The organism is Dysgonomonas sp. Marseille-P4677, from assembly GCF_016652235.1.
Lineage (GTDB): Bacteria > Bacteroidota > Bacteroidia > Bacteroidales > Dysgonomonadaceae > Dysgonomonas.
The window spans coordinates 1-16,971 of the sequence record NZ_JAEPKU010000094.1 but is presented as its reverse complement, the minus strand read 5'-3'; the positions used below and the strand labels follow the sequence as shown (position 1 = coordinate 16,971).

The following is a 16,971-nucleotide window of genomic DNA, read 5'->3' as shown; positions in this document are numbered from 1 at the left end:
GAATTGAGGATATCCTGTATTATAATAATTTTCTATTTTAAATGGAAGAGAACGTGTTCCGTCAGCCGAGTGCCAAGTCCCTTTTATTGTACCATTATCATAGTCGAACTTTCCATCAAAATAAGTACCATTAGAAACATATACGCTCTTTTGTCCATTATAAATCGTTTCTTCCAGTCTTACATTATCCCCTTTTATTGTACCCTTTATTGTTATCCATTCCTCTTTCCCTTTATAACAGTAAGCACCATCTACTTTACCACTATCGACAGTGAAACGTATTGTAAATGTATATTTCTCATCAATTACCCCTTTCATATAGAAAGAGGATATTACAGGAATATGAATTCTTTCTAAATATTCTTCTTTTTCTTCTACTGCAATAGAAACTAATTTATCGGCACTTGAGTAGTCATCATCAACCTGCTTATTAGCTTTCGATCCATTACATGAACACAGAAAAATAGATAAAAGCAGATAAATGAAAAAGATATATTTTCGCCAATTATTACTCATTGCCCAACAATATATTTGTTACACATGTTCCTGCCGGAACCATAGGATAAACCATCCCTTTAGTTTCCACCTGTACATCAAGCAAATATGGTCCTTTATGAGTGAGCATATCAGTAATAGCCTTATCCAGATCGTCTCGTTTTTCTACCTTTTTGGCTGTAATATTATAAGCCTCAGCTATTTTCACAAAATCAGGATTATTCATTACAGTCTCAGAGTATCTTTCTTCGAAGAAAAGCTCTTGCCACTGACGTACCATACCAAGAAAATGATTGTTCAATATAATTATCTTGACATCAATATTCGTTTGCATAATAGTTCCTAGTTCTTGAATAGTCATCTGGATACCACCATCACCGACAAATAAGCATACGGTACGATCAGGCGCCCCGTACTTAGCCCCAATAGCAGCAGGAAGACCAAACCCCATGGTGCCTAATCCGCCTGAAGTAACGACACTACGACTGTGATTATATTTAAAATAGCGAACTCCCATCATCTGGTGCTGACCTACATCTGTCACTAAAATAGCGTCATTGCCTGTAGCTTCCGAAACTTTATTAATAACCTCTCCCATCTTTAACTGCCCGGATTCAGGATATAATTCGTTCTTTATAACAAATTCATATTCTTTATCATAACAAGATTTGAACTCTGCCAACCATTTCGGATAAGTCTTTTCTTTTACTTTATCAATTATTTTAGGTAAGGTTTCTTTTACATCCCCTAAAACACGGGCTGTGACCGCAACATTTTTATTTATCTCCGCTTTGTCTATATCGAAATGAATTACTTTAGCTTGCTTAGCATATGTTTTCAGATCTCCGGTAACACGGTCATCGAAGCGCATGCCAATAGCTATAAGTACATCACATTCGTTAGTCATTTTGTTAGGACCTATATTTCCATGCATACCCAGCATGCCCACTTGCAATGGGTGATCGGTAGGTATTGCTGACAGTCCTAATACAGTCGATGCAGCCGGAATTCCTGTTTTATTAAGGAAAGCAAGCAATTCTTTTTCGGCATTACCAAGTATGACTCCCTGTCCTATTAAGGCTAATGGTTTTTTAGCCTCATTTATTATCTGCGCAGCGGCTTCTATTTCTGCATCTTTGACATCAGGCTTCGGTTGATAGCTACGTATAAAAGTAACTTTCTTATATTCATAATTATTCACAGAGCCAAACTGAGCATCTTTAGTTATATCTAATACTACCGGACCGGGACGACCTGTAGATGCAATATAAAACGCTCTTGCTACTGCCCAAGCTATATCTTCAGGGCGACGTATCTGATATGCCCACTTCGAAATTGGCTGGGTAATACCCACAACATCTGCTTCCTGAAAGGCATCGCTACCTAAAAGTGAGGATGCAACTTGTCCGGATATAACAATCATCGGTGTGCTATCTATCATAGCATCAGCAATACCTGTCACCGTATTTGTTGCACCAGGGCCTGATGTGACTAAAGCGACCCCAACTTTACCCGAAGTACGGGCATAACCTTGTGCAGCATGAGTTGCACCTTGTTCATGACGGACTAGTATATGGTTTAGTTCTTTTTTGAAATCATATAAACAATCGAATACCGGCATAATAGCACCACCCGGATACCCGAATATAGTATCTACTCCTTCATTAATAAGCGAACGAAGAAGAGCCTCACTTCCTGTTATCTTGTTATCCATAACTATATATCGTGTTTATCTTAATTTGTATTATATATTATTCCTATACTACTATCTATAATATTTCCTTTCTATTCTAGCCAAATACATAAAGAATATTTGACTTAACAACAACTTACACAAACAAATTGTATTTTAATAATTAAAATTAGTTGTATAATCTTCTAAAAAAATTAATCCAAAGAAAATAACCGCAATTACAATACCAACAATCACCGGACCAATAGCAGACGTACCACCTTGCTTCTCGACATAATCTAATTGATCGCTAGTATTAGCATACATTTCTTTTGCCTGTTCTATTGTCCGGGTTGCTTTTTTTATGTAAAATGTATTAGCGTATAAACCAACAATAATTGCCCAAACTAAATTCACAACTCTATCTACTGACGGATTATCTATTTCAAATGCAAAATATATAAGACATTCGATAATAGTAGTAACCGCAGCAAGAACAAGTATTTCTACGTACATCTTACGGTAAGCCATCCAAAAAAAACCGAGAAAAAAGGCATAAGGATTAAAAACTGTGGAACTTCCCGCTAGCAATCTTTCTCTCCGCTCTTCATAATAACTTGATTCATTTCCGAAAAAAGTCCGATAATACATTGTATCTTCAATTATATCATCTAATAAAGTATCTTGTTCTTGTGTGTTAGGTAGCATTATGTCTTAAGCTTAAAGGTTATATAATTCTGATTGCTCCCAAATCGGCTGAACTTACCATACTCGCATAAGCTCTCAACGCTTTAGAAACATATCTTTCTCTGTTTGGTTTAAATGCATTTTCGCCTTTTGCTAATTCTTCCTGACGGCGCACTTCGAGCTCATCATCAGTAAGTTTTACATTAATAGATCGTTTTGGTATATTAATCTCAATAATATCTCCATCTCTAACCAATCCTATAGCTCCACCAGAGGCAGCTTCAGGAGAAACATGGCCAATAGACAGCCCTGATGTGCCACCAGAAAAACGACCATCTGTTATCAAAGCACATTCTTTACCTAAATGTTTCGATTTTATGTATGAAGTTGGATAAAGCATTTCTTGCATACCTGGTCCGCCTTTAGGCCCTTCGTATGTAATAATAACCACATCTCCCGCTACCACATCTCCTTTCAGAATAGCTTCGCAAGCGGCATCCTGCGAATGAAAAACTTTAGCAGTACCCTTAAATTTAAATATACTTTCATCTACACCCGCTGTTTTCACCACGCATCCATTCAAAGCAATATTTCCCTTTAGGATAGCAAGTCCCCCATCTTTTGTATAAGCATGTTCCAGATCGCGTATACAGCCTTCTTCTCTATCGGTATCGGGTGTTGCATAATAATTATCTTGCGAACCCATCACTAAATTGATTTTATTACCTGGTGCTGATTTATAGGTAAGCTCAGCGTCACGAGTTATAATTGTATCTTTTGTTACATCATATTTGTCTATAGCTTGAGCCAATGTAAGTCCATCAACACGAGGCAATGATGTATCTATCAATTTTCCTTTTGCCAATTCGTGCATAATTCCTAAAACCCCTCCTGCACGATTTACATCTTGTATATGGTATTTTTGTGAATTAGGAGCAACTTTACAAAGACATGGAGTCTTACGTGAGAGCTTATCAATATCATCCATCGTAAAGTCGACCTCTGCTTCCTGAGCTATAGCCAACAGATGAAGAATAGTATTTGTTGATCCCCCCATAGCTATATCGAGTGTCATAGCATTAAGAAATGCAGCTTTTGTTGCTATTTTACGAGGGAGAACAGACTCATCTCCATTTCTGTAATACTTATAAGCATTTTCCACTATCTGTTTAGCTGCCTTGCTGAATAGCTCTAAACGGTTAACATGAGTAGCAACAATTGTTCCGTTGCCTGCAAGAGCCAATCCTATAGCTTCATTAAGACAGTTCATTGAGTTAGCTGTAAACATGCCCGAACACGAACCACATGTAGGACAAGCTGCACGTTCTATGGCACTTACTTCTTTATCTGAAACCGAATCATCAGCAGCCTTAATCATAGCATCTATAAGGTCTAAATGCTTATTATTCAACTCTCCGGCCTCCATAGGTCCTCCAGAGACAAAAATAGTAGGTATATTTAATCGCATAGCAGCCATTAGCATTCCCGGAGTAATTTTATCACAGTTACTAATACAGACCATTGCGTCAGCTTTATGAGCATTTACCATATACTCAACACTATCAGCTATCAAATCGCGAGAAGGAAGTGAATAAAGCATACCATCGTGTCCCATGGCAATACCGTCATCAATGGCAATTGTATTGAATTCGGCAGCAAAGCATCCTAATGCTTCTATTTCAGCCTTCACTTTTTGTCCTATATCGTGTAAATGTACGTGACCGGGTACAAATTGAGTAAATGAATTTACAATAGCAATTAATGGTTTACCCATTTGCTCTTCTTTCATGCCATTTGCTCTCCACAAGGCTCTGGCTCCTGCCATACGGCGTCCTTGTGTGCTAGTCGAACTTCTTAATTCAAATCCCATAACTTTTCTATAGCTTAAAAAAAAGCCTTTCCCACGTATGAGAAAGGCTTATGTTCATTTATTCCTTATATTACAAAACTAATATACATACCTTTCTCATTTATTCAGACCGACGAGGAGAATATTAAGAATGAGGACATGTAAAAAGCAATTTGTCATTATTTCACTTTAAAAGTATACACAAAGTTATAAACTTTTTTTTAAAAACAAATTTTACACTACTTTTTTTAAAGACGAATGATGAAAAGATTAATTTTTTAATATAAAAAATGTAGAATACAATACTTATTTCTTTTACAGGCTAAGAAAATATGGAATGATAGATATTTATAACACCTTATCCCTATTTAATAATTCGTTTTTTTACCTTTTTTGTTATTTTTACACCTTATTAATTTATGCCCTATATGAAAACATACCTTTTTACCTTTATAACATTATTAAGCTGCAACTTCTTATTAGCCCAAAATAAGGAACTTTGCAGTCCCGAAAAGCTACGTTGTGAACATTTATCCAACCCTTTAGGTATAGACAGTCCCAACCCCAGATTATCATGGAAATTGAATGATAACAGAAAAGGTGCAATACAAACAGCCTATCAACTTATTGTTGGAACAGATTCTCTTGAGGTAAATAATGAGAAAGGGAATGTATGGAATACAGGACAACTAATGTCGGATAATATATTAGTAACCTATGCAGGAAAGGAGTTAAATCCTTTTACCAAATATTACTGGAAAGTAAATATATGGGATAAGGATAATAAGAAAGTGACATCTGCCATATCTTCTTTCGAAACAGGTATGATGAAAATGGAGAATTGGCAGGGAGCTTGGATAAGCGACGGTAAAGATATAAACTATAAACCGGCTCCCTACTTCCGAAAAACATTCGATACGAACAAAAAAATAAAATTGGCACGAGCCTATATTGCAGTCGCAGGGTTATACGAATTGTATATAAATGGAGAAAAAATTGGGAACCATCGCCTAGACCCTATGTACACACGCTTCGATAGAAGAAACTACTATGTAACATATGATGTAACCAATCAATTGCAACAAGGTAAAAACGCTATCGGCGTATTACTTGGAAACGGTTGGTACAATCATCAATCGGGAGCTGTATGGAATTTTCACAATGCACCATGGCGTAACCGGCCAACATTTTGTTTAGATATTCGAATTACATATACCGACAGAAGTAATGAAACCATTACATCCGACCTTGATTGGAAAACATCATCAGGAGCTCTTATTTTTAATAGTATCTATACAGCGGAACACTATGATGCCCGATTGGAACAAAAGGGTTGGAACACACCATCTTTTGATGATTCGAAATGGCATGGTGTAGGATACCGAGGTGTACCATCCCAAAATGTAACTGCGCAACAAATACAGCCGATACGGAATGTAGAAACAGTTGCTGCTCAAACAGTCAAGCAATTAAATGATACTACATATATTTTCGACTTTGGACGGAATATGTCAGGAGTGACTAAGATTCAGGTATCAGGCGAAGAAGGCACAGTATTGAAGCTAAGACACGGAGAAAGGTTATATAGCAACGGACATCTGGATATGTCTAATATAGATGTATATCACCGTCCTACGGATAACAGCGATCCTTTCCAAACCGACATTATAATATTAAGTGGTAAAGGCCAAGATGAGTTTATGCCCAAATTCAACTATAAAGGATTTCGTTATGTGGAAGTAATCAGCAGTAATCCGATAAAACTGGATAAAAATAATCTGACTGCCTATTTCATGCATAGTGACGTGCCGCAATCTGGAGAAATCAAAACATCTAATGACCTTGTAAATAAATTGTGGCGGGCAACAAATAATGCTTATCTATCCAACCTGATGGGATATCCGACAGACTGTCCTCAACGAGAAAAGAATGGATGGACAGGTGATGGACATTTTGCCATAGAAACTGCCCTATATAATTATGACGGAATTACAGTCTACGAAAAGTGGCTTGCCGACCACAGAGACGAACAGCAGCCCAACGGTGTGTTACCCGATATCATTCCTACCGGAGGATGGGGATATGGTACTGCAAATGGTGTAGATTGGACAAGCACAATAGCCATCATTCCTTGGAATATATACTTATTCTATGGAGATAGTAAATTATTGAACGATTGTTACGACAATATTAAACGGTATGTGAATTATATAGATCGAAGAAGTCCCAACGGATTGACTTCTTGGGGGCGTGGCGACTGGGTACCTGTGAAATCACAATCTAGCCTAGAGTTAACGTCTTCTATATACTATTATGTAGATACTCAAATATTGGCAAATGCGGCCAAATTATTTAATAAAAAAGATGATTACAATCATTATACAGCACTCGCCGAAAAAATAAAGAATGCGATAAATACAAAATATCTAAACAGGGAAACCGGAATATATGCCAATGGTACTCAGACCGAGCTGAGTGTGCCACTGCAATGGAATGTTGTACCCGAAGATATGAAAGAAAAAGTTGTACAAAATTTAGCAAAAAAAGTTGAAGAAGCAGGGTTTCATTTAGATGTGGGTGTATTAGGAGCTAAGGCGATATTGAATGCACTGAGTGAAAACGGACAAGCCGAGACTGCATACAAAATAGCTGCTCAGAACACATATCCATCGTGGGGCTGGTGGATTGTAAATGGAGCCACTACCCTACTCGAAAATTGGGATTTGAAAGCAGAACGTGATATTTCTGATAACCATATGATGTTTGGCGAAATCGGTGGCTGGTTTTTTAAAGGCCTTGGTGGTATTAAACCAGACCCTGATCAACCCGGATTTAAACATATACTTCTTCGCCCAAATTTTGTAAATGGACTGGACCAATTTGAGGCTAAACATGATTCTCCATATGGACAAATAATTTCTAGTTGGGAACGCAAAAAGAAAAAGATTATTTACACGATAGAAATACCGGCAAATAGCCATGCAACCCTTTATCTACCCGATAATGTAAAAGAAAAGGAAACATTGAGATTAGAAGCAGGTAGGTACACACTTAATTTTACCCTGAAATAAAAATAGAAAAGCGCGGATTATACATAATCCGCGCTTTTTATATCAAAATAATCTCTAAAATCAAGAAGATAAAGCTCTTTTCTTTGCTAAGAAATCTTTAATTCCCCCGATATGTTCTCTTACTTTTTTATCCGAGAACTCAAATACTTTGGTGACCAGCCCATCCAGAAAATCCCTGTCGTGAGATACAAGAATAACAGTACCATCATAATCGAGCAAAGCGTTTTTCAGAACTTCTTTTGTTTTCAAATCAAGATGATTAGTAGGCTCATCGAGAATAAGCAAGTTTACAGGCTCTAACAATAATTTAATCATTGCTAAACGAGTTCGCTCTCCTCCAGAAAGAACCTTTACTTTCTTTTCCGAATCATCACGGTTAAACATAAAGGCCCCAAGTATATTCCGTATTTGTGTACGAATATCTCCTTCAGCGACTCGATCTATAGTTTCAAATACAGTTAAATCCTCATCTAACAGATCAGCCTGATTCTGTGCAAAATACCCCACTTCTACATTATGCCCAAGCATCATAGTACCTTCATATGGAGTTTCACCCATAACACATTTCACGAATGTGGATTTACCTTCCCCATTTTTCCCTGCCAAAGCAATCTTTTCACCACGTTCGATCATCAAATTGGCATTTTCAAATACGAGATAGTCATCGTATTTTTTGGTAACCATATCTACCGTTAACGGATAATTACCCGAACGGGTAGCAGGTTGGAAACGAATACGTATCTGAGATTTATCTTCTTCATCAATTTCTACACGCTCCATTTTTTCCAACTGACGGATACGGCTCTGCACTAAAACTGCTTTTGCGGCCTGTGCTCTGAATCGCTCTACAAATTCTTCTATTTCGGCGATCTGCTTTTGCTGAGCTTCCCACGCATGTATTTGTTGTTGGCGACGTTCCTGACGAAGTTCTACATATTTCGAATAATTTACTTTATAGTCGTATATACGCCCCATGGTTAGCTCTATGGTACGTGTAGTAACAGCATCTATAAATGCACGGTCATGGGAAATAAGTACAACCGCCTTTGCCTGCGTGTTTATAAATTCTTCAAGCCATCCTATCGACTCTATATCAAGGTGATTGGTAGGTTCATCCAATAACATGACGTCTGGGTTTCGAAGCAAAAGCTTTGCTAATTCTATCCTCATACGCCATCCCCCGCTAAATTCACTTGTCTGACGATCCAGATCATCTCGTTTAAAACCGAGACCCAATAATGATTTCTCAACTTCACCCTCAAAGTTTATTCCTTCTACCATAGACAAACGTTCATGAGCATGGGTGAAATCATCAATTAGCTTGGCGTAATCATCCGACTCATAATCGGTACGCGTTTCTAATTGTTTATTCATATCCTCAATATTGGCTTGTAAATCGTATATGTGTGAAAAGGCTAAAGAAGCTTCTTCACGTACGGTTCGACCATCAACAATTTTCATTACTTGAGGTAAATAACCAATAGTAACACCATCGGGTCCTGTTACCGATCCTTTGTAATGAGTATTTACTCCGGCCAAGATTTTAAGCATGGTACTCTTACCTGCTCCATTCTTACCAACAAGGGCTATTTTATCTTTGTCGTTTATTATATAACTGATATTGTCGAACAATATCCTATCACCTAATTCAACCTTTAAGCTATCAATTATAAGCATTTAAATTTCTTTATTTTTTTAGAGCTGCAAAGGTAGGTAAAAATGAGTTACAAATTATCCCTCGGCTATTATGAATTTATATAATACACTAATCTTCTTTTGCCATTACAATTTATGATTTGAAATGACGAGCAAAATAATTATAATATTTTGCGTAATTTTGCACCAAATACATCAAGCCATGAAATATAGTCTTTTATTAATTCTTCTATTAATGGGTGTAATGAACATCGTAACAGCCCAAACATATAGTTCTATTATCTCAGACAAAGAAATCTACGACTTTATGGAATGGATGGTAGACAATGATAAAAAATCGGAAAAAGAAATATTTGGTAAAAACAGAGATTTACTCGTTAAAACAGCACCTTGGGATACAGCCAACTTTATAAGCGAAAACAAGGCTCTTGACATCCAATATTTCGAACAAGATAATAAATACTTATTTAAAAGGTCGGAAGGATTAGATACACTTTTCACTGATGCCGACAAAAAGTTCTTACTTGATCAATATAATTCTATCCAATCTTCAGTTTGGACAAAAAATATAGGTGGAAAAAAAATACAAAAACGAGAACTAAAAGAAAATGATGAAATAAACATGTATTCCATTCCCTTATTTACTAAAGATAAAGAGTTTGTTATAATATATAAAATATTCTATTGTGGCTATGAATGCGCCTACGGTAAATATTACCTATATAAGCTAATAGGTGATAATAAGTGGAAATTTGTTTTGACCTTAAACCCTTGGTCTACCTGAGGCGTGTAAAATAATTAATTTCATAATAAAGGGCCATATCAAATGATATGGCCCTTTAGCTTTTTTTCTGGGTTCAATAGCCGATAACTAAATCATAGCTTCCCGAAGGAATAAAAAAAGATGTTACCCCTTCTATTGTTTTTTTATCTCTCGTTCCTTTGCCTTTTTTCAAACTCATGCCTTTGGGTAAGGTCGCATAAGCAGAAGTATTGGCTGGTATTTCAATTGTCCAGATTATCTCTCTATCGTTTCTTTTCCATTCGCTGTGAATCTTTCCATATACAGATTCATATGATGCATTTATATAATCCAGCTTTTCAGGAAAAATAGGATTCATGTTTATTTTCTTAAAGCCAACAAGATTCTTATCGGTACTTATTCCTGCAAGACATTCATAATACCAAGTCAATAAATCTCCGAGTAGCATTACATGATTATGTGAATTCATTGCCGGGTCGGCTGTATTTCCGTTCCATAACTCCCATATAGTAGTAGCTCCGTTTTCGATCATATATCCCCAACTAGGATAAGTTCGGTTAGTAGCAATTGTATAAGCAAGATCGGGTCTTCCATATTTAGTTAACCCTCTCATCAGATATCCTATTCCAACGAGCCCGGTACTAACATGACTATTAAATTCACCTTCTGTTTTTTCGATAACATTTTCAAATACTTTCTCCTGGTATTCAGATGGAGTCAGATCCAACATTAGCGAAAGTATATTGGCCGTAACAGTATTATTCCCATATTGCCCTGTTTCTTTATTCAGATATTTCTCGTTATAGGCATTTTTCATTTTGAGCGCTAATTCATCAAATTCTTTTTGATCTGTCATATAACCATTTAATGCCGCAAATTTGCTCATGATCTGCAAAAGACGATGAAAAAATGTGGTACTCAATATTGCACCCTCAGTTTTTCTGGCCGGGTCTTCCGAATGGATTAGCTCTTGTCTCTCAGGTGGCATACACCAATCCCCAAAGTTATCTTTGGTTAAAATATAATCAGTCATATAATTTGAAGTCATATGATTAATCCACAATTTCACAGATTCGTAATGCTGCTGTAGAGGGCGGACGTCTCCATACTGCTCATATAACATATTAATAGCAAAAATATATGCAGAAGGCCATGTAACATTCTCGGTACGCACATCCCAATAATTAGGAGCAACATCAGGAAGGCTTCCCCCCGGTAATTGCGCGTCTTTAATATCCTGTATCCATTTGTCGTACAACAGAGCATTATCTAGAAGAAAACTCTCGCCATAGCAACCAGCGGCCCTATCTCCAAGCCAGCCCATACGTTCATCTCGTTGAGGGCAATCGGTTGGCATACTGCGATAATTACCTATTATACCCCAATATGCATTATGGAATATCTGATTTAATGTTGTATTTGAAGACTCGAAAGTTCCTGCATCAGACATTCGATCATAAATAACTTTTCCTATAAAATCATCTTTTTTAGGTTCATATGTCAAACCTGTAACTTCTACAAATCGGAATCCATGATAAGTAAAACGAGGCTCCCATGTAAATTCTCCATCCTCAGCAGGAGTATAAATATCTGTAACCTTGGCAGAGCGAAGATTATCCAGATAGAGACTACCATCTTCTTTCAAGCTTTCTGCAAAAACCATTTTGATCGGCTTATCTTTTTCACCTTGTAGCTTTATAGCCAACCAGCCAACCATATTCTGTCCCATATCCAAAATATAAGTTCCCTGTGGGGTCTTTGTCACAGAGATTGGTTTGAGTTCTTTCATAATATGAATATTAGGATTTCTCTGGGCGATCAGTGTTCCACCAGGAGCTTCAACAAGAGAAGCATTCATCCAATCGCTATCATTATAAGCATTGCGACTCCACCCCTTCATATCAAAATTTGCATCAAACTCTTCTCCATCAAATTCGTTATTGGCGATAATAGGCCCATTAGTTGTTATTTTCCAGCTATCATCACTAACTAATATTGTTTTTTCTCCTTTCTCTCCTTCGACTTCCAACTGCATAAGCATTCTGGGATATCCAAAATTACGCACACCTCCATTACGCATACCAAAGAAACGTCCATTACCTAAAATCACACCGACAGTATTTGTCCCTTGGGATAACAAATCGGTTACATCATAAATATTATAATTTACATGTTTGGTATAGTCTGTTGCTGTGGGAGCAAAAACATCATTCCCGACTTTCTTACCATTGATATAACATTCGTAAAATCCAAGTCCGGTAATGTAAACTCTAGCTTTACCGATACTTGACAGAATATTAAATTCTTTCCGTAAATACCTTGCAGCAAGGCGAGTCTCACCTTCTAGTCTATCCTCTTTATTAATTGACTTATCTAATCCTATCCATTTAGCCTGCCAATTATCATTAGTAAGAGCCATAGTCCAATTATTAATCTCACTCCAAGGAGACTCTCCCTTATTTGTCCATACTTTTACTTGCCAATAATATGTTTTACGAGAGTCTAAAGATTTTCCCTTATAAGTAATAAATATAGAATTATCAGATAATGTCTTCCCTGAATTCCAAACAAGATTCTGCTTACTATTCAAATCTGTTAGGGATTCTGCTACTATTATCTGATAAGCTATCTGTTTTACATCAGACTTATCTGATTCTATTTGCCACATAAAACGAGGATTCTGAATATCTATTCCAAGTGGATTAGCTCTCATTTCGGTACGCAACATCTTAGTTTGTATCCCTGATGAAGCTTCTATTGCTAAACAGGATACCATTAAATAAATAATTAAAAAGGTTAGTTTTTTCATGGGCATTTTAATTTATAAGGCCTCAGACCTATCTACAATTTTATAATAATAACAGTATATCGCAGTCCAAAATATATCCTATTACTTATAAAATAATAAGTATTGCATATTGAAATACAAATTTTGTCACATTAGAGAAACAGATATTTTGAATATCCATCTTACTCAAATATGACAAAATTGTTAAGACATAGAAAAAGCCTACTGAGTATGGCTATATAGATGTTTCAGATTTAATTAAAAGATATAAATTTTAGGCATACGGGCATATCTAATTCAATATTTTTATATGTATCTTCTAATAAACCTGATTCTTTATTTATTTGAAACACCTGAATCGTATCACTATCGCGACTAGCTACAAGTAAAAATTTACCATTAGGCGTGATTGTAAAATTACGCGGATGGATACCTGTCTCCTGATAACCAACTTTTGTCAATTTACCATCAGTCTGATTAATTGAAAAAATAGCAATTCCATCGCCTTTTAATCGATTAGATGCATATAAAAATTTTCCATCAGGCGAAATATGAATATCTGCACTGCCTTTAGCATTTAAGGTATCAGCTTGTATGGTTTGAATCTCTGACAAATTTCCGCTTGTCGCATCATAACTAAAAGCGATTACAGCACCTGACATTTCAGTTATTAGGTATGCAAATTTTCCATTTGGAGAAAATTCTATGTGGCGAGGACCGGCTCCATCTGCTACTTTAAAATAAGATGGTGTTCCAACCTTCAGATAATTAGCAGAAGATTCTTTATTAACATCAAATTTATGTATCTTATCTGTGCCCAAATCATTTGCAAATAAATACTGTCCATCGGGTGAAAATCGGACGCAATGTATATGAGGTTTCATTTGACGTTTTTCATCAACTCCTTTTCCCCTAAAAGTAATAACCTGTGAAGCAGCTGTCAAGCTACCATCGTCTTTTACATTAAATACAGTTAGACTTCCCCCTGAATAATTAGCTGTAACGACATGTTTTCCTGTTGCATCTATTTCAATATAGCAAGGATCTGCGCCACCTGTTAGTTGAGTATTTAACGATTTAAGAGAACCATCTTTTTTATCGAAAGAAAAAGAGTTAGCAGCAGCTTCTCCGTCACCCACCTCAGTCACTGCATATACAGACTTTTCATCTTTGCTTATTGTCAAATATGAAGGATTAACTATATCGATCATGTTTTTATATTTGGAATTTCCAGAAACGGTATCGAACTGATAAACATAGATACCTTTGCTTTCACCACCTGTATATGTTCCTACAATCAAATATAAACTCGTTTCGTCAGAAATAGCATCTATATTCATAGTATCCAAAGCATTAATTGCCATATTATCGACATTGCTATTTTTTTTATTATTGCACGATATCAAAGAAAGAGTAGCAAACATAAGTAAGATGACATATTTCCCCATAATCTTTTTTAGAGTTAAATTATCCAAAATATTTTATGTAACAAAAGAAATCAAAAATTATTAGTTTCAAGCATTTTTAGATATAAAAATCAAATGAATATTTTGTTTTAATGGTATAAAAAGTCTATCTTTGTCGGCTGAAAAAGAAGAAATAACTTAAACTACTATAAAATGAAGAAAGATATTCATCCAGAAAATTACCGTCCGGTTGCTTTTAAGGATATGTCAAATGATGAGGTATTTATCTCTCGTTCAACTATCAATGCTAAAGAAACAATCGAAATTGATGGTGTAACTTATCCATTGGTTAAGCTTGAGATCACGAGTGCATCTCACCCGTTCTATACAGGTAAACAAAAACTTGTGGATACAGCAGGACGTGTTGATAAGTTCATGAGCCGTTACGCAAAACGTACTCAACCTAAGAAATAATTGACTGCAGTTTTTTCTGTTATCAATAGAAAGAAAATAAAAAACTCCGAAGTGTTCTTCGGAGTTTTTTATTTATGCCTATATATCATCCAACTACTTTCTGTAAACGACCAATCATCTCATTTCCCAATTTAGTTTTTGTATCTATATGATTCAGAACGGCTTTAACAAAATCATTTTCCTCAAAAAGCCCACGTACTTGCTCAAAATCGTCTTTTTTCTGATTTCTATCTCCATCTAGACCAAATCCTGTACGAGAGGATAACGAGAATTCTTTTTTTGCATCGTCATAAATCATCTTATCCAGCTCTACTACAACTTCTTTCCAACGTTCAACTATATTTATTATATCTTGCGATGTAATGGTCTCTAATGAGAGTTCATAAAATTCTTTTATTTTATCCCAAGCCCATGTCCACTCCAAAGAATAGTAATCCTTATGAAGTTTTACAAACACATCATTAATCTCTTCAACCTGTGTTATCCTATCCGACTCGATATCAGCTATTAAATTATCTATTTCAGACCGAGGAGCCAACAAACCTCCTATATCGCTCCAAACAGATAATCCCGCATCTGTATCAGGCTTTAAATATCGTCTTATCTCATCATCACTAGTGCAAGGACAATTAGCAAGGCGTGAAATAATAGAATTACCTAAAAACTTATGGATTGCCATAGTATATAATTTTATACCTTTCTTCAGTGAGGAGTTTTTAATACGGCATCCTTTGTAGGAATAAAAGTCGCTGGCTTCACCACAGGTATCGAGCATATCTCGAAGTATACTGATCGCTTTAAACATCTTTTGTATGGTATAAGGACTCAGTAAGTTGAAATTTATTTGATCCAGCTTATCGGGATCTTTACGTTTATCTCGTTTGGGAAATTTCTGTGCGTCGCGTATAGTACCTACACTTCGAAGGTTTACACCAGGCACAAGAACTGTTTCATTCTTATCCTCAATCAGATATGAAAAAGGCATATACGACGTATCTGTATTATGATAATGCCTCCCCATAATCAAAGAGAATGCACCTATACGCGAAGGCCATAGTATATAAGAGTCGCTGGTAGTCTTCCCACCACGCTCAACTATACCCTGGTGAATCGGACCAAGTTTATACATGTGATTGCTCTGGTTCGAACCTGATCCTGCATTCATAAATGAAAACATACCGGCAATCAAAAGGGTTGATTTATGATGAGTTACTGTATATGGACCTGCAAACAATGCACAGGCTTCTCCATTTTCGCCCTGACAGTTGCTAAAAAACAGCGAGTCACTGGCTGAATAAGTATGACCTAATTGGCATGCCTGGCCTACGAAACAACGAGTCAGCATTGTTCCATCTTCGACACGAGACCCCGAACAGATAATAAAATCATTAGCCATTACACTATATCCAATATGTATAGGGTCATGTTCATTACTGTTTATACTACCATTCTCAAGATGGCGGGCTCCTTCAATAACGGCACAATCACCAACATAAACATTTTTAATGGCTCCGGCATTCACAATCGTTACATTATTTCCAATTGTACCTATGTTTGACATACGGTTCTTAGTATAAACCATCACCATATCCTGTAATTTTTTTATCAATATAGGCCGATGCCGATAAAAAGAAAGTATATAGGCAAAATGAGCACTTAGTTTATCATAGATAAGAACTTCACGCCCTCCTGTTTCATTTAATACGGAGATTTCTGTTCCGTTACCAAAAGAAGTCTCTTTATCTACATACAAATGGTGTATATTTTGAATTAGAACATTATTACCGATATTATAATTTGCTATATAATTCTGAATATTTTCTATCAATACATTATTACCTAACTCACAATTATGTATACAAGCATGATTTATACCGGAATGTTTCTTTAAACCACCAGGTAATGTAAAATATTCTTCAAATACTCCGAGCTTTATTTTCCCAGAGAAGTTCGCATGCTTTATATAATCGGGAGTAAAATTCTCATCTACCCGAATATTATCCCAGTTGTCGGCAGTACAATCCTGCGCTCTCAACATATTTATTTCCTGCGGAGTGAGTGATCTATAATTCATTTCTGTATTTATCGTTTTTTGTATATTTCTTATTAT

The 16,971-nt window shown here is 36.1% G+C and carries 11 protein-coding genes; 3 read left to right on the top strand and 8 right to left on the bottom strand.

The features are described from left to right. The 4 genes from JGH11_RS14350 to ilvD form a co-directional block, all read right to left on the bottom strand. A partial coding sequence (locus JGH11_RS14350; RefSeq protein ID WP_201112947.1) for a hypothetical protein occupies positions 1 to 516 on the bottom strand: 516 nt, incomplete at its 3' end. After that, entirely contained in the window at positions 509 to 2,209 is a 1,701-nt protein-coding gene (gene ilvB, locus JGH11_RS14345) for a biosynthetic-type acetolactate synthase large subunit (protein WP_201112943.1), read from the bottom strand. The genes JGH11_RS14350 and ilvB, both read right to left, overlap by 8 nt. A 135-nt stretch (positions 2,210 to 2,344) precedes the next feature. Continuing rightward, complete coding sequence (locus tag JGH11_RS14340) at positions 2,345 to 2,875, bottom strand: DUF2628 domain-containing protein (protein ID WP_201112941.1); 531 nt, start codon at positions 2,873 to 2,875, stop codon at positions 2,345 to 2,347. Between the two features lie 19 nt (positions 2,876 to 2,894). Further along, a complete protein-coding gene (ilvD, locus tag JGH11_RS14335) occupies positions 2,895 to 4,724 on the bottom strand; it encodes a dihydroxy-acid dehydratase (protein WP_201112940.1) in 1,830 nt (609 codons plus the stop codon). Between the two features lie 407 nt (positions 4,725 to 5,131). On the opposite strand from ilvD, the gene JGH11_RS14330 reads away from it, so the two are divergent. Continuing rightward, the gene (locus JGH11_RS14330) at positions 5,132 to 7,774 is read left to right on the top strand and encodes a glycoside hydrolase family 78 protein (protein ID WP_201112938.1); all 2,643 of its coding nucleotides are present in this window, start codon (positions 5,132 to 5,134) and stop codon (positions 7,772 to 7,774) included. A gap of 60 nt (positions 7,775 to 7,834) precedes the next feature. Here JGH11_RS14330 and JGH11_RS14325 read toward each other — a convergent pair whose 3' ends face one another. Beyond that, positions 7,835 to 9,451, bottom strand: a complete 1,617-nt coding sequence (locus JGH11_RS14325; protein WP_201112937.1) for an ABC-F family ATP-binding cassette domain-containing protein — start codon at positions 9,449 to 9,451, stop codon at positions 7,835 to 7,837. 181 nt (positions 9,452 to 9,632) lie between these two features. On the opposite strand from JGH11_RS14325, the gene JGH11_RS14320 reads away from it, so the two are divergent. After that, positions 9,633 to 10,214 carry a hypothetical protein gene (locus JGH11_RS14320; protein ID WP_201112936.1) on the top strand — a complete coding sequence of 194 codons (582 nt, stop codon included), beginning with the start codon at positions 9,633 to 9,635 and terminating at the stop codon, positions 10,212 to 10,214. A 73-nt stretch (positions 10,215 to 10,287) separates the two neighbouring features. Here JGH11_RS14320 and JGH11_RS14315 read toward each other — a convergent pair whose 3' ends face one another. After that, the gene (locus tag JGH11_RS14315; RefSeq protein ID WP_201112934.1) at positions 10,288 to 13,002 is read right to left on the bottom strand and encodes an alpha-L-rhamnosidase; all 2,715 of its coding nucleotides are present in this window, start codon (positions 13,000 to 13,002) and stop codon (positions 10,288 to 10,290) included. 233 nt (positions 13,003 to 13,235) lie between these two features. Then, on the bottom strand, positions 13,236 to 14,429 hold the full coding sequence (locus JGH11_RS14310) for a lactonase family protein (protein ID WP_201112933.1): 1,194 nt from the start codon (positions 14,427 to 14,429) through the stop codon (positions 13,236 to 13,238). A gap of 171 nt (positions 14,430 to 14,600) precedes the next feature. Here JGH11_RS14310 and JGH11_RS14305 point away from each other — a divergent pair, with 171 nt between their 5' ends. Next, complete coding sequence (locus JGH11_RS14305) at positions 14,601 to 14,861, top strand: type B 50S ribosomal protein L31 (RefSeq protein WP_050699941.1); 261 nt, start codon at positions 14,601 to 14,603, stop codon at positions 14,859 to 14,861. A gap of 85 nt (positions 14,862 to 14,946) precedes the next feature. On the opposite strand, the gene JGH11_RS14300 is transcribed toward JGH11_RS14305, so the two are convergent. Beyond that, a complete protein-coding gene (locus tag JGH11_RS14300; protein WP_201112932.1) occupies positions 14,947 to 16,935 on the bottom strand; it encodes a DUF4954 family protein in 1,989 nt (662 codons plus the stop codon). Positions 16,936 to 16,971: the final 36 nt, after the last annotated feature.